The organism is Amycolatopsis sp. NPDC049688 (assembly GCF_040674975.1).
Lineage (GTDB): Bacteria > Actinomycetota > Actinomycetes > Mycobacteriales > Pseudonocardiaceae > Amycolatopsis.
On the sequence record NZ_JBFANY010000007.1, the window covers coordinates 43,588 to 62,455 of the forward strand.

At 71.7% G+C, this 18,868-nt stretch carries 20 protein-coding genes; 8 read left to right on the top strand and 12 right to left on the bottom strand.

The window, feature by feature from the left end:
• Positions 1 to 58 precede the first annotated feature (58 nt).
• The 5 genes from hsaB to AB0J55_RS23520 are packed head-to-tail and all read right to left on the bottom strand — an operon-like array spanning position 59 to position 5,152.
• A complete protein-coding gene (hsaB, locus tag AB0J55_RS23500; protein WP_364252107.1) occupies positions 59 to 598 on the bottom strand; it encodes a 3-hydroxy-9,10-secoandrosta-1,3,5(10)-triene-9,17-dione monooxygenase reductase subunit in 540 nt (179 codons plus the stop codon).
• A complete protein-coding gene (hsaC, locus tag AB0J55_RS23505; protein WP_364252110.1) occupies positions 595 to 1,506 on the bottom strand; it encodes an iron-dependent extradiol dioxygenase HsaC in 912 nt (303 codons plus the stop codon). Before hsaC ends, hsaB begins: the two co-directional genes overlap by 4 nt.
• Complete coding sequence (gene hsaD, locus AB0J55_RS23510; protein ID WP_364252113.1) at positions 1,506 to 2,351, bottom strand: 4,5:9,10-diseco-3-hydroxy-5,9,17-trioxoandrosta-1(10),2-diene-4-oate hydrolase; 846 nt, start codon at positions 2,349 to 2,351, stop codon at positions 1,506 to 1,508. The genes hsaC and hsaD overlap by 1 nt, the downstream gene beginning before the upstream one ends.
• Positions 2,351 to 3,514 (bottom strand): 3-hydroxy-9,10-secoandrosta-1,3,5(10)-triene-9,17-dione monooxygenase oxygenase subunit, encoded by a 1,164-nt coding sequence (gene hsaA, locus AB0J55_RS23515; RefSeq protein WP_364252116.1) that lies wholly within the window; start codon positions 3,512 to 3,514, stop codon positions 2,351 to 2,353. The genes hsaD and hsaA overlap by 1 nt, the downstream gene beginning before the upstream one ends.
• A 36-nt stretch (positions 3,515 to 3,550) precedes the next feature.
• The gene (locus tag AB0J55_RS23520) at positions 3,551 to 5,152 is read right to left on the bottom strand and encodes an FAD-binding protein (RefSeq protein WP_364252119.1); all 1,602 of its coding nucleotides are present in this window, start codon (positions 5,150 to 5,152) and stop codon (positions 3,551 to 3,553) included.
• Between the two features lie 100 nt (positions 5,153 to 5,252).
• On the opposite strand from AB0J55_RS23520, the gene kstD reads away from it, so the two are divergent.
• Genes kstD through AB0J55_RS23550 form a run of 6 tightly spaced genes read left to right on the top strand, consistent with a single transcriptional unit; the run spans position 5,253 to position 10,679 of the window.
• The gene (kstD, locus tag AB0J55_RS23525; RefSeq protein ID WP_364252122.1) at positions 5,253 to 6,917 is read left to right on the top strand and encodes a 3-oxosteroid 1-dehydrogenase; all 1,665 of its coding nucleotides are present in this window, start codon (positions 5,253 to 5,255) and stop codon (positions 6,915 to 6,917) included.
• Positions 6,914 to 8,050 carry a Rieske 2Fe-2S domain-containing protein gene (locus tag AB0J55_RS23530; protein ID WP_364252125.1) on the top strand — a complete coding sequence of 379 codons (1,137 nt, stop codon included), beginning with the start codon at positions 6,914 to 6,916 and terminating at the stop codon, positions 8,048 to 8,050. The genes kstD and AB0J55_RS23530 overlap by 4 nt, the downstream gene beginning before the upstream one ends.
• Entirely contained in the window at positions 8,047 to 8,304 is a 258-nt protein-coding gene (locus AB0J55_RS23535; RefSeq protein ID WP_310974809.1) for a hypothetical protein, read from the top strand. Before AB0J55_RS23530 ends, AB0J55_RS23535 begins: the two co-directional genes overlap by 4 nt.
• Complete coding sequence (locus AB0J55_RS23540; RefSeq protein ID WP_364252129.1) at positions 8,297 to 9,328, top strand: ferredoxin--NADP reductase; 1,032 nt, start codon at positions 8,297 to 8,299, stop codon at positions 9,326 to 9,328. Before AB0J55_RS23535 ends, AB0J55_RS23540 begins: the two co-directional genes overlap by 8 nt.
• 9 nt (positions 9,329 to 9,337) lie before the next feature.
• Positions 9,338 to 10,186: a MaoC/PaaZ C-terminal domain-containing protein gene (locus AB0J55_RS23545; protein WP_364252132.1), complete on the top strand. Its 849-nt coding sequence runs from the start codon at positions 9,338 to 9,340 to the stop codon at positions 10,184 to 10,186.
• Between the two features lie 40 nt (positions 10,187 to 10,226).
• On the top strand, positions 10,227 to 10,679 hold the full coding sequence (locus AB0J55_RS23550; protein ID WP_364253060.1) for a riboflavin kinase: 453 nt from the start codon (positions 10,227 to 10,229) through the stop codon (positions 10,677 to 10,679).
• 2 nt (positions 10,680 to 10,681) lie between these two features.
• Here the strand turns inward: AB0J55_RS23550 and AB0J55_RS23555 are convergent, their stop codons facing one another.
• From AB0J55_RS23555 to AB0J55_RS23580, 6 genes are all read right to left on the bottom strand, one after another.
• Positions 10,682 to 11,218 (bottom strand): DUF5134 domain-containing protein, encoded by a 537-nt coding sequence (locus AB0J55_RS23555; protein ID WP_364252135.1) that lies wholly within the window; start codon positions 11,216 to 11,218, stop codon positions 10,682 to 10,684.
• An 81-nt stretch (positions 11,219 to 11,299) separates the two neighbouring features.
• Positions 11,300 to 12,469 carry a lipid-transfer protein gene (locus AB0J55_RS23560; protein WP_364252138.1) on the bottom strand — a complete coding sequence of 390 codons (1,170 nt, stop codon included), beginning with the start codon at positions 12,467 to 12,469 and terminating at the stop codon, positions 11,300 to 11,302.
• Positions 12,466 to 12,855, bottom strand: coding sequence for a MaoC family dehydratase (locus AB0J55_RS23565; RefSeq protein ID WP_364252141.1), 390 nt, complete (start codon positions 12,853 to 12,855; stop codon positions 12,466 to 12,468). Before AB0J55_RS23565 ends, AB0J55_RS23560 begins: the two co-directional genes overlap by 4 nt.
• Positions 12,852 to 13,760 (bottom strand): OB-fold domain-containing protein, encoded by a 909-nt coding sequence (locus AB0J55_RS23570; protein WP_364252144.1) that lies wholly within the window; start codon positions 13,758 to 13,760, stop codon positions 12,852 to 12,854. Before AB0J55_RS23570 ends, AB0J55_RS23565 begins: the two co-directional genes overlap by 4 nt.
• Positions 13,757 to 14,911 (bottom strand): acyl-CoA dehydrogenase family protein, encoded by a 1,155-nt coding sequence (locus AB0J55_RS23575; RefSeq protein ID WP_364252147.1) that lies wholly within the window; start codon positions 14,909 to 14,911, stop codon positions 13,757 to 13,759. Before AB0J55_RS23575 ends, AB0J55_RS23570 begins: the two co-directional genes overlap by 4 nt.
• 4 nt (positions 14,912 to 14,915) lie before the next feature.
• Positions 14,916 to 16,034 (bottom strand): acyl-CoA dehydrogenase, encoded by a 1,119-nt coding sequence (locus tag AB0J55_RS23580; protein WP_364252150.1) that lies wholly within the window; start codon positions 16,032 to 16,034, stop codon positions 14,916 to 14,918.
• 87 nt (positions 16,035 to 16,121) lie between these two features.
• On the opposite strand from AB0J55_RS23580, the gene AB0J55_RS23585 reads away from it, so the two are divergent.
• Positions 16,122 to 16,958, top strand: a complete 837-nt coding sequence (locus tag AB0J55_RS23585; RefSeq protein ID WP_364252153.1) for an alpha/beta fold hydrolase — start codon at positions 16,122 to 16,124, stop codon at positions 16,956 to 16,958.
• Positions 16,958 to 17,455: a nitroreductase family deazaflavin-dependent oxidoreductase gene (locus tag AB0J55_RS23590; protein ID WP_364252156.1), complete on the top strand. Its 498-nt coding sequence runs from the start codon at positions 16,958 to 16,960 to the stop codon at positions 17,453 to 17,455. Before AB0J55_RS23585 ends, AB0J55_RS23590 begins: the two co-directional genes overlap by 1 nt.
• On the opposite strand, the gene AB0J55_RS23595 is transcribed toward AB0J55_RS23590, so the two are convergent.
• Entirely contained in the window at positions 17,439 to 18,824 is a 1,386-nt protein-coding gene (locus tag AB0J55_RS23595; protein ID WP_364252159.1) for a wax ester/triacylglycerol synthase family O-acyltransferase, read from the bottom strand. The two genes, AB0J55_RS23590 and AB0J55_RS23595, sit on opposite strands and share 17 nt — an antisense overlap.
• Positions 18,825 to 18,868: the final 44 nt, after the last annotated feature.

Sequence of the window (18,868 nt, forward strand, 5' to 3'; positions counted from 1 at the left end):
GAATGGGATGCGGCCCACCTGTGAAACCCTCCACAACCACCCGGTGGAGCCAACGCGGTCACAGCCAGTCGTCGGGGCGGGGCCAGGGCAGCATGGCCGCGAGCGCGTCCCGGGCCGGTTCGGTGACGGCGTACCGGCCGCGGTGGAACAGCAGCGGACGCGCGTCCGACGGACCGCCGAGCGCGGTGACCCGGCCGATCACGACGTAGTGGTCGCCGGCCTCGTGCACGGCTTCCAGGGCACAGTCGATCCAGGTCAGGGCGCCGTCGAGCAGGGGCGCGCCGGACGGCGCGGGCGTCCAGCCGACGCGGGCGAACTTGTCCTCGCCGCGCGCGCCGAACACCGCGCTGACCTCCTGCTGGTCCTCGGCCAGGACGTTGACCGCGAACCGGCCGGCCGCGGCGAGCACCGGCCAGGTCCGCGACGTCCGGGCCGGGCAGAACAGCACCAGCGGCGGGTCCAGCGACAGCGCCGCGAACGACTGACAGGCGAACCCCGCCAGGGTGTCGCCGTCACGGCCGGTGACGACCGTGACGCCGGTGCAGAAGTGCCCGAGCACGCTGCGGAACTCGGTCTGGTCGACCGCCACGGACGTCATGCGCCCGGGGGCCGCGCGCCGACCGAGAAGTCGTGGCCCCACAGCGACACTGCGGTGCTCTCGCGGGCGATCCAGTTGTCGTCGTCGACCTGACGGCCTTCGCAGCCGAACTCGACGTCGAAGCCGCCCGGGGTCTTCATGTAGAACGACAGCATCAGGTCGTTGACGTGCCGGCCGAGGGTGGCCGACATCGGCACCTTCCGCCGGATCGCGCGGTCGAGGCACAGGCCGACGTCGTCGGTGTTCTCCACCTCGACCATCAGGTGCACGATCCCGGACGGCGTCGGCATCGGCAGGAACGCCAGGCTGTGGTGGCGCGGGTTGCAGCCGAAGAACCGCAGCCACGCCGGTGGTCCGTCGGCCGGGCGCCCGACCAGCTGCGGCGGCAGGCGCATCGAGTCGCGCAGCCGGAAGCCGAGGACGTCCCGGTAGAACCGCAGCGACGCCTCATCGTCCTTTGTGGACAAAACCACGTGGCCGAGACCCTGCTCGCCGGTGACGAACTTGTGGCCGTACGGGCTCACCACCCGCCGGTGCTGCAGTGCGACGCCGTGGAACACCTCCTGGGTGTTGCCGGACGGGTCGTCGAAGCTGATCAGCTCGTCGACGCGGCGGTCGGCCAGCTCCTCCGGCGTGCCCTCCTTGTACGGCACCGAAGCACTGTCCAAACGCGACCGGATCTCGGCGAGCTCGCCGGCGTTGGCCGCCTCCCAGCCGGTGACCGCCAGGCGATCCGAGGAGCCCGGCGAGATGACCAGCCGCGCCGGGAAGTCGTCCATGCGCAGGTAGAGCGCGTCCGGATTGGTGCCGCTGCCTTCGACCATGCCGAGCACCTTGAGGCCGTACTCGCGCCACGCGGCCATGTCGGTGGCTTCGATGCGGAGGTAGCCCAGTGACCGGATGCCCATCAGGAACTCCCGAGGAAGTCGAGGGCCAGCCGGTTGAACTCGTCGAACTTCTCCAGCTGGGCCCAGTGCCCGCAGCCGCCGAACACGTGCAGCTGCGCGCGCGGAATCGTCTTGAGCGCCACCAAAGCGCCGTCCAGCGGGTTGACGCGGTCCTCGCGTCCCCAGACCAAGAGTACGCGCTGGCGCAGGCGGTGGGCTTCGCGCCAGAGCATGCCCTCTTCGTAAGTGTCGGGCTGCGCGAACGACATCCCCATCGCGCGCATCGCGGCGAGGGACTCCGGCGTGTTCGCGGCGGCGAAGCGTTCGTCGATCAGCTCGTCGGTGATCAGGTTCTGGTCGTGGACCATGATCCGCAGGAACGCTTCCATGCGCTCGCGCGACGGCTTCCCGGCGAACCGCCCGAGGTTCTTGACCCCTTCGGTCGGGTCGGGCGCGAACAGGTTGACGCTCAGCCCGCCCGGCCCCATCAGCACCAGCCGCCCGGCCCGCTTGCCGTGGTTCAGCGCCAGCCGGACCGCCGCTCCCCCGCCCAGGGAGTTGCCGACGAAGTGCGCGCGTTCGACGCCGAGGGCATCCATCAGGCCGACGACGGCGTCGGCGCTGTGCCGGAAGTACTGCGGGTGCTCGGTCGGCTTGTCCGAGCGGCCGAAGCCGGGCTGGTCGACGGCGATCGTCCGGTACTGCTTGGCGAACTCCGGCAGGTTGCGCCCGAAGTTGCTCCACGCCGACGCGCCGGGCCCGCCGCCGTGCAGCAGGATCACCGTCTCGGCGTGTTCCGCGCCGGCCTCGTGGTAATGCAGGCGAAGCCCGCCGGCCTGGACGTACTTGCCTTCGGGAGCGGCCATCAGTACATCGCGTTCTCGACGGGGAGCCCGAAGGCGCCGGTGCCGTACATGACGTACGCGCGCTCGGCGTCGTTGGCCGCGTGGACGCGGCCCGCGTGCGCGTCGCGCCAGAAGCGCTGGATCGGCGTCCCGCGCTGGATCGCGCGGCCGCCGGAGTTCTCGAAGAGCCGGTCGATCGCGGCGATCGCGCGTTCGGTGCCGCGTACCTGGTCGCGGCGGACGCGCAGCCGCAGGTCCACGGGCAGGCGTTCCTCGCGCTTGGCGAGCTCGTACAGTTCCTCGATGTTGCGGGTCAGCTGCAGCCACGCCGCGTCGATTTCGCTGGCCGCCTCGGCGATCCGCACCTTGGCGAACGGGTCCTCTTTGGACTGTTCACCGGCGTACGCGGCCCGGACACGCTTGCGCTGGTGCTCGACGTGGGCGTCGTAGGCGCCCTGGGCCATGCCGATGATCGGCGCGGTGATCGTGGTCGGGTGCACCGAACCGTACGGGAGGCGGTACAGCGGGCCGGGGTTGACGGCCTGGCCCGGCACCTTGCACTTCGACGTCGCGATGAAGCTCAGCGCCCGGTGCTGCGGCACGAAGACGTCCTCGACGACGATGTCGTTCGAGCCGGTGCCGCGCAGGCCGATCGTGTCCCAGACGTCCACAATGGAGTAGTCGGCGATCGGCAGCAGGTAGGTGCAGAAGTCGACCGGCTTGCCGTCCTTGAAGGCAGGTCCCCCGAGCAGCACCCACGTGCAGTGGTCGCTGCCGGAGGAGAAGCTCCACCGGCCCGACAGCCGGTAGCCGCCCTCGACGACCTCGGCCTTGCCCATCGGCGCGTACGACGACGAGATCCGCACGTCCTGGTCCTCGCCCCAGACCTCCTGCTGGGCCTGGGCGTCGAACAGCGCCACGTGCCACGGGTGGACGCCGAGGATGGAGGCGACCCAGCCGGTGGACCCGCACGCGCTCGCGATCAGCTTGACCGCGGTGTAGAAGCTCACCGGGTCGGCTTCGAAGCCCCCGTGGAGCGTCGGCTGAAGCAGCTTGAAGAACCCGGTCTCCTGCAGGGCCTTGACGGACTCCTCGGGGACGCGGCGCGCGTCCTCGGCGTCCTGGGCCCGTTCCCGCAGGACCGGCAGGAGGTCCCGGACCCCGGCGATCACCTGCTCGCTCATGCGCAGTTCCTCTCTCGTTTCCACTCACCAGAGAGACTAGAACACGTTCTCGTTTTTGTCGAGAACGCCCTGCGCCAGGGCACTGTTGATCCCCGCTCTACGGCCGGAAAACACGCAGTCGGCCAGGGAGAGGCCGCTCACGTAGGACCTGGAACAGATTCCCACGGCGGTACGGCCGGCGGCGTACAGCCCGGGAATCGGCTGCCCCGCGGTGCTCCGCACCGCGCCCGTGTCCTCGTCGACGACCAGGCCGCCGAGGGTCAGCATCGGCGTCGGGTACCCGAGGTTCGGCCGCACCGAGATGTCGATGAGCGAGTACGGCGGGTTGTCCAGCCGCCGCGCGAACTCGGCCGGCTTGCCCACCGGATCCCGGTCACCGTGGTACGCCTCGACGCTCGCCCGCAGCCCCTGCGGGTCGACGCCGGCCTTGCGCGCCACCTCTTCCACCGTCGTCCCGGTGACGCGGCCGCGCCGCAGCAGGTACCGCAGCTGCAGCCCCTGGAACCACTGGCTCTGCGCCTTCGTGTCCCGCCGCGCTTCGGCGACGATCGGCGCGTCGACGAGCAGCCAGCCCTTGCTCCCGTGCCCCTCGATCAGCCGTTCGCCGACGGCGGCGCCGTACCGGGACTCGTCGATGACCCGCCGCCCGGCGGCGTCGACGATGATCCCGCCGAGGAACGCGCTCGGCGGCGTGATGAACCGCCACGCGGAGATCCGGCCGAGCTCGCCGGTCGCGCCGCCGGCCTCGACGCCCAGGCGGATGCCCGAACCGTCGTCGGCGGACGTGCCGAGCGGGAGGCCGCCGCGGTAGGCCGGGGCGTGTTCGCGGACCATCTCGCGGTTCGCGATGAACCCGCCCGCGGCGAGCACGACCCCGCGCCGGGCGGAAATCCGCAGCTCACGGCCGTGCGCGCGCTCGAACCGCTCGACCCGCCGGTGCAGCGACTTGCGCAGCGAAGGCACGTAGATCCCGGGCTTCGCGGCGTACTGCGCGAAGCGCTGGTGCCGCGCCCGCACCCCGGCGGGCGCGCCGCTCAGGGTGTCGGCGACGAGCCCGGTGACGCGGCCCGCGTCGTCGCGGATCAGGCTGCGGGCGGTCGTCTGCGTCAGCACGCGGATGCCGCGGGCGCGCACGGCCGCCTTGAGCCGCGCCATCAGCATCTTCCCCGACGTCCCGGGCCCCTTGACGCGGTGGCCGCGCGGCGCCGGTTTCGCCGCGTCGCGGAACCCGCCGGCCGCCTCGCTGCCGGAGTAGTAGAGGTAGTGCGCGTCGCTCGGGTACGACGTCTTGTACGGGCACAGGCTGCCTTCGAACGGCACGCCGTTGCCCTCCAGCCAGGTGATCATCTCGCGGCTGCCTTCGCAGAACCGCCGCAGCGTCGCCTCGGAGACGACGTCCCCGGTTTCCCGGCGCAGGTAGGCGTACATCGCGTCGACGGAGTCCTCGACCCCCGCGTCGAGCTGCTGGCCGGTGCCGCCGCCGGCGTAGACCACGCCACCGCTGACCGCGCTGGCCCCTCCCCCGGCGAAGCGCTCGACGATGACGACGTCGGCGCCCGCGTCGGCCGCTTCGAGGGCGGCGCAGGCGCCGGCCGCCCCGAATCCCACGATGACCACGTCCGCGACGAGTGCGTCCATGGTCGCTACCCTAGAACTGAAACACGTTCTCGTCTATCGTGGCCGAAAGGCGCTCTCAACTGGATACTCGTTACCTGGAACACGTTGCAGGAGAGGTGGCATGACGGAGCAGTTCGACGTCGTCGTGGTCGGCAGTGGCGCCGCCGGGATGACCGCCGCGCTGGCCGCGGCCCACCACGGTCTGAGCGTAGTGGTCTTGGAGAAGGCCGGCTGCTTCGGCGGCTCGACCGCCCGCTCCGGCGGCGGCGTGTGGATCCCCGGCAACCACGCCCTGCGCGCCGCCGGGATCGACGAACCCCCCGAACGGGCGCGCGAGTACCTCGCCTCGATCGTCGGGGACGTCGTCCCGGCCGTCCGGCGCGACACGTTCCTCGCGCACGGCCCCGAGGTGCTGAAGTTCGTCTGCGACCACACCCCGCTGAAGTTCCGCTGGGTCCGCGACTACAGCGACTACCACCCCGAAGCCCCGGGCGGGCGGCCCGGCGGCCGCTCGGTCGAGCCGATGGCCTTCGACGGCAAGCTCCTGGGTCCCGAGCTGGCCCACCTCGAACCGCCGTACAGCGCTCCCCCGCTCGGCGTCCCGATCACCCAGGCCGACTACCGCTGGCTGAGCCTGCTGGCCCGGCACCCCCGCGGGGCCGTCCGGTTGCTGTCGCTGGGCCGGCAGTGGCTCGTCGGGAAGCTCCGCGGGCAGCGGCTGCTGAGCATGGGGCAAGCGCTTGCGGCCGGCCTTCGGGTGGGACTGGCCCGGGCCGGCGTCGAGGTCCGGCTGAACACCCCCCTGGTCGATCTCCAGGTCGAGGGCGACCGCGTCACCGGCGTCGTCACCGGGACCGGTGCCATCGGCGCCCGGCGGGGCGTGATCCTCGCCAGCGGCGGGTTCGAGCGGAACCTCGAGATGCGCGAGAAGTACCAGCGCGCGCCGATCGGCGTCGACTGGACCGTCGGCGCGGAGGCGAACACGGGCGACGGCATCACCGCGGGCCTCAAGCTCGGCGCGGCCCTCGACCTGATGGACGACGCCTGGTGGGGGCCGTCGCTGCCGCTCACCGGCGGCCCGTGGTTCGCGCTCGCCGAACGGTCCCGGCCGCGCAGCATCATGGTCGACGCGCGCGGCGAACGGTTCGTCAACGAGTCCGCGCCCTACGTCGAGGCCGTGCACGCGATGTACGGCCCCGGCGACGGCCCGGGGCAGCACATCCCGACCTGGCTGCTGTTCGACCAGCGCTACAAGGACCGGTACATGTTCACCGGCATCGGGCCGCGCCAGCCGCTGCCCGGCCGCTGGTTCAAGGCGGGGATCGCGGCGAAGTCGTCGACGCTGGCCGGGCTGGCGGCGAAGATCGACGTCCCGGCGTCCGCGTTGGAAGCCACCGTCGAGCGCTTCAACGGCTTCGCGCGCAAGGGCGTCGACGAGGACTTCCACCGCGGCGTCAGCAAGTACGACCACTACTACGGCGACCCGCGCAACAAGCCCAACCCCAGCCTCGGCCCGCTGGACAAAGCGCCGTTCTACGCGGTGAAGATCGTGCCGGGTGACCTGGGCACCAAGGGCGGGCTGCGCACCGACGAGCACGCGCGGGTGCTGCGCGAGGACGGCTCGGCCGTGCCGGGGCTGTTCGCCGCGGGCAACGCCAGCGCCGCCGTGATGGGCCGGACGTACGCCGGGCCGGGCGCGACCATCGGCCCCGCCATGGTGTTCGGCTACCTTGCGGCGACGCGGCTGGCGAACGAAGATCAGGGGACCACGGGAGGGCAGCGATGACGCAGGAATCGGTACGCACCATCTACGCCGGCGAGCCGCCGACCCGGTTCGCCCGCGGCTGGCACTGCCTGGGCCTGGCGGAGAACTTCCGCGACGGGAAGCCGCACGCGATCACCGCGTTCGGCACGAAGCTCGTGGTGTGGGCGGACTCGGCGGGCGAGCTGCACGTGCTCGACGGCTACTGCCGGCACATGGGCGGCGACCTCACCCAGGGCAGCGTCAAGGGCGACGAGGTGGCCTGCCCGTTCCACGACTGGCGCTGGAACGGCAAGGGCAAGTGCGTCTCGATCCCCTACGCCAAGCGGGTTCCGCTGCGCGCGCGGACGCGGTCGTGGACGGCTTCCGAGCAGAACGGCCAGCTGCTGGTGTGGCACGACCCCGAGGGCAACCCGCCGCCCGAGGAGGTGGCCATCCCCCGGATCGAAGCCGCCCACAGCGACGAGTGGAGCAACTGGACCTGGGACGAGATCTTCATCGACGGCTCCAACTGCCGGGAGATCATCGACAACGTCGTGGACATGGCGCACTTCTTCTACATCCACTACGCCTACCCGACATACTTCAAGAACGTCTTCGAAGGCCACATCGCCACCCAGTACCTCAACACCAAGGGCCGCCCGGACATGGGCATGGCCTCGAACTACGGCGGCGAGGACAACCTGCTGCGGTCGGAGGCGTCGTACTTCGGGCCGTCCTACATGATCAACAAGCTGGTGAACTCGTTCCAGGGCTACGAAATCGAGAGCGTGCTCATCAACTGCCACTACCCCGTGACGCCGACGTCGTTCGTGCTGCAGTACGGCATGAAGGTGAAGAAGCTGCCGGGGATCTCCGACGAGCACGCGGACAAGATCGCCGCGAAGCTGGCTCGCGGGATCGGCGCCGGGTTCCTGCAGGACGTCGAGATCTGGAAGCACAAGACACAGATCGACAACCCGCTGCTGTGCGAAGAGGACGGTCCGGTCTACCAGCTTCGCCGGTGGTACCAGCAGTTCTACGTCGACGCCGCCGATGTCACCGACGACATGACGCAGCGGTTCGAGTTCGAAGTGGACACCACGAAGGCGAACGAGGCGTGGGCGGCGGAGGTCGCGGAGAACCTGGCGCGGCAGAAGACCGAGGCGGAAGTGTGACGACCGCCGAGCAGACCGAGTTCCTGTCGGGCGGGCTGCGACCGCACGAGTGCCGCAGCTGCGGGACGTGCGTGCTGGTGAAGAAGAACAGCATCCAGCACACGAGCATCCAGTGGACGTCCCGGCCCGCCGACACCTGCCCGGTGTTCGCGGACGCCGACGGCCCGTCGGCGCTGCTCGACACGTGCCCGAAGCTGGCCGACAGCATCGGCGACGCGGTGCGCGAAGGCACGCTGGCGGTGGCCGATGGCTGAGCGGGTCTACACGCTGACCGTCGCCGACGTCGTCGTCGAAACCCCGGACGCGCGGTCGGTGGTCTTCGAGATCCCTCCGGAGCACACCGACGCGTTCCGTTATTCCGCCGGGCAGTTCCTGACGTTGAAGATCCCCAGCGAGCAGACTGGTTCGGTGGCGCGGTGCTACTCCCTGTCGAGTGCGCCGCACGAGAACCGCGTGCAGGTGACGGTCAAGCGCACCGACGGCGGGTACGGGTCCGGCTGGATCTGCTCGGCGTTGCAGCCGGGAATGCAGATCGAAGTGCTGGCCCCGGCCGGGGTGTTCTGCCCGGCGTCGGTGGACGAGGACTTCCTGCTGTTCGCCGCCGGCAGCGGCATCACGCCGGTGATGGCGATCCTCAAGACGGCCCTGGAGACCGGTTCCGGCCGGGTCGTGCTGGTCTACGCGAACCGCGACGAGCACTCGGTGATCTTCGCGGGCGAACTGGCGTCGCTGGCCAAGCGCTACGGCGACCGGCTCGTCGTCGTCCACTGGCTGGAGAGCGTCCAGGGCCTGCCGGACGTCCCGCAGCTGCGCGGGCTCGCTTCGGCGTACACGTCGCACGAGGCTTTCCTGTGTGGTCCGGCGCCGTTCATGGCGGCCGCGCGGGAGGCACTGGGACAGCTCGGAGTCCCGCGGGAGCGGGTGCACGTCGAGAAGTTCACGTCGCTGACCGGGAACCCGTTCGAGTCCGGTGCCCCCGAGCCCGAGCCCGAGTCCGGCGAGGCCCCGGCGTCGCTGACGGTGTCGCTGGACGGCGACACGCGGACGCTGGCCTGGCCGCGGCAGCGGAAGCTCCTGGACCGGCTGCTGGACGCGGGGATGGACGCGCCGTACTCGTGTCGTGAGGGGCAGTGCAGCGCGTGCGCGTGCCGGGTCGTGGCAGGCGAGGTGAAGATGCTGCACAACGAGGTCCTGGACGCCGAGGACATGGCGGACGGCATCGTGCTGGCCTGCCAGTCGCTGCCGGTCACCGACGAGGTCTCGATCAGCTACGAATAGGGAGTCTTCGTGCCCATCAACCCCGACGTCGCCATCGGTGCCGAAATCGGCGAGGTGAGCTTCGCCTGGACGTCGTCGGACGTGCTGCTGTACCACCTGGCGCTGGGCGCCGGCCCGGACGAGCTGCGCTACACCTACGAGCGGGACCTGGTGGTGCTGCCGACGTTCGCGACGGTGGCGGCGAACCTGCGCGTGTTCGACCCGCCGGCGGTGTCGTTCCCCGGGGTCGAGATCGACCTGGCGAAGGTGCTGCACGGCAAGCAGGAGATCACGCTGCACCAGCCGATCCCGGTTTCGGGCAAAGCCGTGGCCAGCTCGCGGGTCGCGGACGTGTACGACAAGGGCAAGGCGGCGGTGGTGGTCCAGGAGGTCGCCGTCACGTCGTCGTCGGGCGATCCACTGTGGACGGCCCGGTCGAGCATCTTCGCGCGCGGCGAGGGTGGTTTCGGCGGTTCGCGGGGGCCGTCGGACAAGATTTCCTGGCCGACGCGTTCGCCTGATTTCGTGTTCGAGACGCCGACGTTGCCGCAGCAGGCGCTGCTGTACCGGCTGTGCGGCGACCGGAACCCGCTGCACGCCGACCCGGAGTTCGCCCGCGCGGCGGGTTTCGACCGGCCGATCCTGCACGGGCTGTGCACGTACGGGATCGTCGCGCGGGTCCTGGTGAACGAGTTCCTCGACGGCGACCCGGCCCGGGTGGCGTCGTTCGCGACGAAGTTCGCCGGCGTGGTGTTCCCGGGCGAGACGCTGCGGATCCGGGTGTGGCGCCAGGGCGACCGGCTGCTGGTGACGACGTCGGCGGCGGAGCGGGACGACGCGCCGGTGCTGGCGGACACGGTGCTGGTGTCCACTTCCTGAGCCGGGTTGTCCGAGCCGCTACCGTGGTGGGGTGACTTCGATGCCGGAATACTTCGTGGTGCGCGGAACGGTCGAGCCGGGCGACCGGCGCGGCCGCGAGCTGGGCTTTCCGACGGCCAACATCGCACTGGGCGACCAGTCCGGCTCACTGGGCGACGGGGTGTGGGCGGGCTGGATCGGCCGCCCGGACGGCACCCGGCTGCCCGCGGCGATCTCGGTGGGCCGCCGCCCGACGTACTACGGCGCGGACGGGTACCGGCTGCTGGAGGCCCACGTGCTGGACTTCACGGGCGATCTGTACGGCGAGACGCTGGTGGTGTGGCTGGGCTCCCACCTGCGCGACCAGGAGAAGTACGCCTCGGCGGAGGACTTGATCACGGCGTTGAAGAGCGACATCGCAGCGGCGGCCCAGTGGACGGCGGAGCACCCGGCGGCTTCGCTTCCGGAGCCTGGAGACAGCCCGCTGGGCGAGGTGCGGCGGGTCGCCGGCTGAGGTCACAAAGCCGAGGCCAGCAGCATGTAGCCCATCCCGGCGCCCATGACCATCCGGCACACCGCGCGCGACGCCTGGCCCACGACCGGCGAACCGCGCACCGCGAGCACCCCGGACCACGCCGCGTCCGCCACGAAGTAGCCCGCGGCCAGCACCGCCACCAGCGGCAGCGCCAGCCGGGCCTCCACGGCCGGCATCGTCAGCCACGGGCCGTGGTCCATTCCGCCGTGGGGCATGGCCGTCACCATGTACAGCATCGCCGCCGCCGACAGGGTGTGGTGGGCGCAGGAGCGGCCGCGCCACCAGGCCACCGCGAACCAGCCCGTCGTCAACGCCAGCACCGCCTGCCAGCCCGCGGCCGGGATCGGGCCGCCCACCGGGGAGAACATCGCCACCATCGCCACCACCAGCAGCAGCTCCGCCAGGTCGCCGTGGCGGACGCCGTGGCCCAGGCGTGCGTAGTCGAGGCGCACCAGGCGCAGCACGCACGGCAGCGCCAGCGCCGCGAACACCGCCGTGAGCGCCCAGTCGACCGCCATCGGCCTCACTCTCCGTCGTGGATGGTGTCTCCACCGTGACATCCACGACGGCCGCGCACCAGCCGTCAATGAGGTGACGGGTCAGTCACCCGTCAGGATGAGCCCGCTCGTCGGCACGCCGGTACCGGCCGTGACCAGCACCCGCGCCGCGCCCGGGACCTGGTTGGCCGCCGTGCCGCGGAGCTGGCGGACCCCTTCCGCGATGCCGTTCATGCCGTGGATGTACGCCTCGCCCAGCTGGCCGCCGTGCGGGTTGAGCGGCAGCGCGCCGTCCAGCTCCAGCGCCCCGTCGGCGATGAAGTCCTTCGCCTCTCCCCGGCCGCAGAACCCCAGCTCCTCCAGCTGCATCAGCACGTATGGCGTGAAGTGGTCATACAGCACGGCAACGTCCACATCGGACGGCCTGAGGCCCGACTGCGCCCACAGCTGCCGCCCGACGACGCCCATCTCCGGCAGCGCCGCCAGGTCGTCGCGGTAGTAGCTGGTCATCACGTACTGGTCCGGCCCGCTGCCCTGCGCCGCCGCCGCGATCACCGCCGGCGGCCGCGCGAGATCGCGAGCCCGCGAAACACTCGTGACGACCAGCGCGACCCCGCCGTCGCTCTCCTGGCAGCAGTCGAGCAGGTGCAACGGCTCGGCCACCCAGCGCGACGCCTGGTGCTCCGCCAGGGTGATGGGCCGGCCGTGGAACCACGCTTCCGGGTTGGTCGCCGCGTGCTTGCGGTCGATCACCGCGACGCGCCCGAAGTCCTCGCTGGTCGCGCCGTAGTCGTGCAGGTACCGCTGGGCCACCATGGCGACCGTCGCCGCCGGGGTCGCGATGCCCATCGGGTAGTGGAACGCGTTGTCGACCCCGGACGAGTTGACCTGCCCGGCCGCCGCCGAGGACACCTGGCCGAAGCGGTGCCCGGACCGCTCGTTGAACGCCCGGTACGCGACGACGACGTCCGCGACGCCGGTCGCCACCGCCATCGCGGCCTGCTGCACGGTCGCCGCCGCGGCGCCGCCGCCGTAGTGGATCCGGCTGAAGAACCTGAGTTCGGGGATCCCCAGTTCGCGCGCCACCGCGATCTCGGCGTTGCCGTCCATGGTGAACGACACCAGTCCGTCCACATCGGATGGTTCGAGGCCCGCGTCGGCCAGTGCGTGCGAGATGCATTCGGCCGCCAGCCGCAGTTCGCTGCGCCCGGAGTCCTTCGAGAACTCCGTCGCGCCGATCCCGGCGATGGCCGCCTTGCCCGGCAGCGTCACGGCAGCGTCACCTCCACCGTCCCGGCGACGTGCTCGCCGAGACTGTCCACACCGGACACCGACACCACGACGTCGTTGCCCTCGCGCGAGACCACGCGGCCGGTGAACGTCAGGGTGTCGTAGGCGTAGCACGGTACGCCGAGCCGGATCTTGATCGACCGGATCAGCGCCTCGGGCCCGGCCCACTCCGACACGAACCTCTGGACGAGACCCGTGTCGGTGAGGATGTTGAGGAAGATGTCCTTCGAACCGCGGGCCACCGCCGAGTCGCGGTCGTGGTGGACGTCCTGGAAGTCGCGGGTGGCCAAGGCCGTGCTGACGACGAACGTCGGCGTCGCCTCGATCGTCAGCGGCGGCAGCTCGGTGCCTTCGGCGACGGCGGTCATCGGGCCACCTTCCACGCGGGCAGGGTCAGGTCGTCGTCGACGCGGACGAACGCCGCCACCACCGGCAGTCCGATGTGGACCTCTTCCGGTGACGCGTCGAGGAGCTCGGCCATCACGCGCACCCCTTCTTCCAGTTCCACCAGGGCCACCACGAACGGCAGTTCCTTGCCCGGCACCGGCGGGTGGTGGTGCACGACGTAGGAGAACACGGTCCCCCGGCCGCTCGCGACGACGTAGTCGGGCTTGGCGTCCAGCGAGCCGTCGGGCGGCATCGGCCCCGGCGGGTGCCGCAGCGTCTCGCCCCAGCGCTGGATCCGCAGCTCGCCCTCGCGAAGGCCCGCCCAGAAGAACTCGGTGTCCCGGCTGATCACCGGCCGCAGCACCGGCGCGGGCGGCGGTTTCGGGACGGGCGGGCGGAACTTGAGGACGCGGAACACCATCTCGGCGACGGCCTCTTCGCCGACGTACCACGTCGTCCGCGTCGTCACGAACCAGCCCTCGCCCAAGGCGGTCTTCTTCGGCCCGGCGACGTCCTCCAGCCGGGTGGTCGCCGCGACCTGCTCTCCCGGCCGGAGGTAGCGGTGGTAGGTCTGTTCGGAGTTCGTGGCCACCACGGAGGTGAACCCGGCCTCGTCGAGCACCGCCATCATCGCGCCGAGCGGGTCGTCTTCGGCCCGCGCACCGTGCAGGCCCTTCATCGTCCACACCTGAGCCATCGCCGGTGGCGCGACCAGTCCCTTGTGGACGCTCGCGGCGGCGAACTCCGGGTCGGTGTAGACCGGGTTGGCGTCCCCGATCGCCTCGACCCAGTTGTTCACCATGGCCTGGTTGACGGGGTCCCGGGCCAGGCTCGGCGAGGATTCCCCCTTGGCCGCGATTTCGTCGGCGGCTTCCCGGACGTTCATCGTGGCACCCTCGGCAGGCCCAGGCCGATCGAGGCGATCAGCTCCCGTTGGATTTCGCTGACGCCGCCACCGAACGTCAGCACGATGTTGCGCTTCGCGGTGAGGTCGAGCCAGTCCGCCAGCTCGGCGGTGTCCGGATCGGCCAGGTCGCCGTGGCGCCCGACGACTTCTTCGAGATCACGGCCGATCCGCTGGATGGCCTCGGAGCTGAACACCTTCGTCGCCGACGCGTCGGCCACGCCCACCGGCGCGCTCGCCGAGGACACCGCGACCTGCCAGTTCAGCAGCTCGTTCACCCGCGTGACGGCGAGGGCGTCGGCCAGCACGGCGCGGACGTCGGCGAGGTCCAGCAGGCCGTGCGCGGCCGCCCAGGCGTGCACGCGGTCGTACAGGCCGCCGATGCGCCCGGCCGGGCCGAGCATCACGCGCTCGTGGTTGAGCTGCGTCGTGATCAGCCGCCAGCCCGCGTTTTCCCTGCCCACCAAGCGGTTCGCCGGTACGCGAACGTCCGAATAGTACGTCGCGTTGACGTGGTGCGCGCCGTCGCAGGTGATGATCGGCGTCCACGAGTAGCCGGGGTCGCTCGTGTCGACGATCAGGATCGAGATGCCGCGGTGCTTCGGCGCCTCCGGGTCGGTCCGCACGGCGAGCCAGATGTAGTCGGCGTCGTGCCCGCCGGTGGTGAAGATCTTCTGCCCGTTGACGACGTATTCGTCGCCGTCGCGCACCGCCGTCGTCCGCAGCGACGCCAGATCGGTCCCCGCTTCCGGCTCGGTGTACCCGATCGCGAAGTGGATCTCGCCGGCCAGGATCTTCGGCAGGAAGAACGACTTCTGCTCGTCCGTGCCGAACTCCTGCAGCGTCGGCCCGACCGTCTGCAGCGTCACCGACGGCAGCTGGACGTCGGCGCGCGCGGCCTCGTCGACGAACAGGTGCTGTTCGAGGCCGCCGAATCCCTGGCCGCCGTACTCGACCGGCCAGCCGACGCCGAGCCGGCCGTCACGGCCCATCCGCCGGACGATCTCGCGGAACACCGGCCCGTGCCGCTCGCGCCGCATGGCTTGACGTTCCTCGGGACTGATCAGCCCGGCGAAGTACGCGCGCAGCTCGGCGCGCAGTTCCCGTTGCGCCGCGGTCAGTTCGACGTGCATCCGCTCACCCCGCCACTCGTTCGCCGAGCCTGCCGAGCCGGTGCGCGGCGCCGCCGAGCGCCCGGCCGAGATCCTTGACCGCCGACGAATACCGGTGCAGCGGATAGGTTTCGTCGACGCCGACCCCGCCGTGCAGGTGGTGGCAGGTCGCCAGTGCTTGCGGGGCCTGCGAAGCGAACCAGTAGGCGGCGATGTCCAGTTCGGCGTCCGCGTCGAGCCCGGAAGCCAGCCGCCACACCGCGGACGTCACGGCGAGGTGCACGGTCCGCGCAGCCACGTAGACGTCGGCGATCTGCCCGGCCACCGCCTGGAACGCCGCGAGGGGACGGCCGAACTGGGTGCGCTCCCCGACGTGCTTCACGGTCAGCGCGAGCGCGCCGGCGAGCAGGCCGTCGCCGAGGGCGAGCGCCCCGGCCAGCGCGAACCGGTGCAGGACGGCGACGGCGTCCCCGTCGGCCAGCAGGTCGGCCTCTTCGACGGCCACGGCGTCCAGGCGCACGGTGCATTCCGGCGTTCCGGCCGAGTTGCGGGTGGACACGAGGGTGACGCCATCGGCGTGCGGATCGACCAGGTAGACGGCGGTGCCGTGCGGGGTGGACACCGGCGTGAGGATCCGGTGGGCCTCAGCGGCATACGGGACGGCGGTCTTGACGCCGTCGAGGATCCAGCGGCCGTCGGCGGCGCGCGCGGTGGTCGCGGGCTCGGCGGCCAGCGGAGCGGACGGCTCGTGCAATGCCGCGGTCAGCAGCGTTTCCCCGGCCGCGACCGGCGGCAGGAACTCCGCGCGCTGGGCCGGAGTACCGAGGGACTCGAGCGGCAGGACGCCCAGCGCCAGCGCGGCGTACGCGGGCACCGGCGCGGCGGCCCGGCCGACCTCGGTCAGCACCTGCGCGACCTCCGAGACGCCGAGGCCGTCGCCTTCCAGCTCCGGGGGCAACGCCAGAGCCAGCAGGCCCGCCGACGCGAGTGCGCGCCAGGGATCGTCGGACGTCACCCGCTTCGAGGGGTCCGCGGGGGCAGAGCCCCCCGGGCGGGGTGCGGGGTTCGCACCCCCGAAGTCGCTGAGCACCTTCGCGGCGAGGGCGGCGATCTCGGTCTGCGTATCGTCAAGGGCGAAGTCCACGCCTGTCCTCCGGATCGGGCGCAATATTGAAACTTGTTCTAGTCTTAACCGGAAAGGGCGGACACGGCAACCCCCGGGGGTGGCGCAATGGCGCGGAGGCGGCTGATCACCGTGCCCCCGACCGCCGGCGTGCCGGACCCGGTTCCCCTCGACCTGCCCGGGCGCGGCCGGACCGTCGTCACCGACGTCGGGCCGCGGGAGGCGCCCGCGCTGGTCCTGCTGCACTCGGTGGCCTGCACGGGCCTGCTGACCTGGTACCCGGCGCTGGCGAAGCTGGCGCGGGACCACCGCGTCGTCGTGTTCGACCAGCGGTGGCACGGCCGGGGCATCCGGTCGCCGCAGTTCCGGCTCGCCGACTGCGCCGGGGACGTCATCGCGGTCGCGGACGCGCTCGGCCTGGCACGGTTCGCGCTCGCCGGGTACTCGATGGGCGGGCTGGTCGCCCAGCTCGCGGCTCGCGCCGAACCAGAACGTGTTACCGGTCTGGTGCTCTGTTCGACCGCGAGCAGCTTCCGCCGCGGGCTGCGCCAGCGCGCCGCCCTCGACCTGTTCGGCCGGGCGCTGCCGCGGCTGCGTGCGCGCGTCCGGCTCCCGGAAGCACCGTCGCGGCGCGTCGAGGACTACCGGTGGGGCCTGCGGGAGTTCCGGTCGACCAAGCCGTGGGAGATCGCGGTCGCCGTCGACGAGATCGGCCGGTTCGACTCGACGCCGTGGCTGCCCACGCTGCGCCTGCCGGCGGCGGTCGTCGTGACCGCCCGGGACCGGTTCATCGCCCCGGACCACCAGCGGTCCCTCGCCCGCCGGATCCCGGGCGCGGCGGCCTACGAGGTCGCGGCCGGGCACGCCGCCTGCGTCCTCGCCGCCGACCGGTGGGTGCCCGCCCTGCTCGCCGCCGTCCACTCCCTCCGAGGAAGGAACCCCTGATGGGACGCTTCAGCCTGCCCGACCGGAAGCCCGGCGGCCTCGACTCGCCCGTGACGGCGAAAGTCATGAAGTACGCGGCCAAGGCGCAGGTGGCGGTCTTCCGGCTGACCGGCGGCCGCATCGGGAGCAAGTGGCGGGTGGGCGCCGGGTTCCGCAAGCCCGTGCCGACGCTGCTGCTGGAGCACCGCGGCCGCAAGTCCGGGCGGCTGTTCACCACCCCGCTGCTGTACCTGCGCTCCGGCGACGACGTCGTCATCGTCGGCTCGCAGGGCGGGCTGCCGAAGCACCCGCAGTGGTACCACAACCTGCTGGCCCACCCCGAAACCCGCATCCACCTCAAGGGCCGCCGCGGGGTTCCGGTCCGGGCGCGGGTCGCGGAGGGAGCCGAACGCGACACCCTCTGGCCGCGGCTGGTGGAGCTGTACGCGGACTTCGCGAAATACCAGGCCTGGACCGAGCGGGAGATCCCGGTGGTGGTGCTCAGCCCGCGGCCTTGAGCAGCTCGGCGAGCGCGTCCGGCAGCGCGTCGGCCAGCGGCCACAGGTCCTTGACCAGCTCGCGCGCGCCGAGCAGGCCGACGTGCACCTTGCCGGCGTTGGACAGCACGGTGACGTTCAGCCCGGCGCCGTGGAACACCGGGCCGAGCGGGTAGAAGCCGGTGATCCGCGCGCCGAGGAAGTACAGCGGCATCGGCGGGCCGGGCACGTTCGAGACGACCAGGTTGTGCACCACCGGGTGCTTTTCGGCCAGCCTGAGCGCCGAATACGCGCGCACGGCGAGTCCGAACGCCGTCGCGGCCGAGAACTGCGCCCAGTCCTGCAGCATGTCGGCGTCGATGTCGTGGTGGTGGTCCTTCGACCGCCGGTTGGCCTCGGCGAGGAAGAACACCCGGGCGGCCGGGTCGGCCAGGTGCGTCGGCAGGGAGGCGAAGAACGCCGAAACCTTGTTGCTGCCGTGCTCGCGTTCGGTGCGGTCGTGCACCGAGACCGGGACGGTCGCCACCAGCGGGTCCGACGGCAGCTCGCCGCGCGCGGCGAGGAACTCCCGCAGCGCGCCGGCGACCAGCGCGAGCACGACGTCGTTGACCGTGACCCCGAAGGCGTTCTTCACCTCCTTGATCTCGGCCAGGTCGAGCTGGGCGAACGCGACGCTGCGGTGCCCGGTGATCGTGCCGTTCAGCGACGTCCTCGGCGCGGTGAACGGGACCGGCATGCCCTGGCCCCGCAACGCCCGGCCGAGCCACCGCGGCACCAGGCCCAGCAGGTCGGGCAGCAGCCGCGCGACCTCGGCGGGGCGTCTCGCGACGCTCTCGACGCCGGAGCGCAGCAGGTCCAGCGGCGACGGCGTGCCGCCGGTGCTGCGCTCGTCGACCCGGGGCATCGGGCCGTCCGGTTCCAGGCCGGCCAGGTAGGTGATCAGGCTGGCGCCGCTGACGCCGTCGACGCTCGCGTGGTGCATCTTGAGCAGGACGGCGAACTGGCCGTCGGCCAGGCCCTCGATGACGTACAGCTGCCACAGCGGGTGCGCGCGGTCGAGCTGCTGCCCGGCGATGTGCGCGCAGAGGTCGGCCAGCTCGGTGCGGTCGCCCGGGGCGGGCACGCCGATGCGGTGCACGTGGTGGTCGAGGTCGAACTCCTCGTCCTCGATCCACACGGGATGACTGAGGTTCCAGAGCGGATTGTGCAGTTTGCGGCGGAACGCCGGGATTTCCCGCACGCGCGCGTCGAGCTTTTCGTACAGCTTCGCGAACGAGTAGCCGCCGGGGACGGTCGAGCCGTCGAGGACGAGCAGCCCGCAGACGTGCAGGACCTGGGACGACGTCTCGAGGTAGAGGAAGCTCGCGTCGAGGCCGCTCAATCTCTGCATGGCGCCAGGGTAGGCCACGCCGGACGGGCGGCGCGTCACCCTAC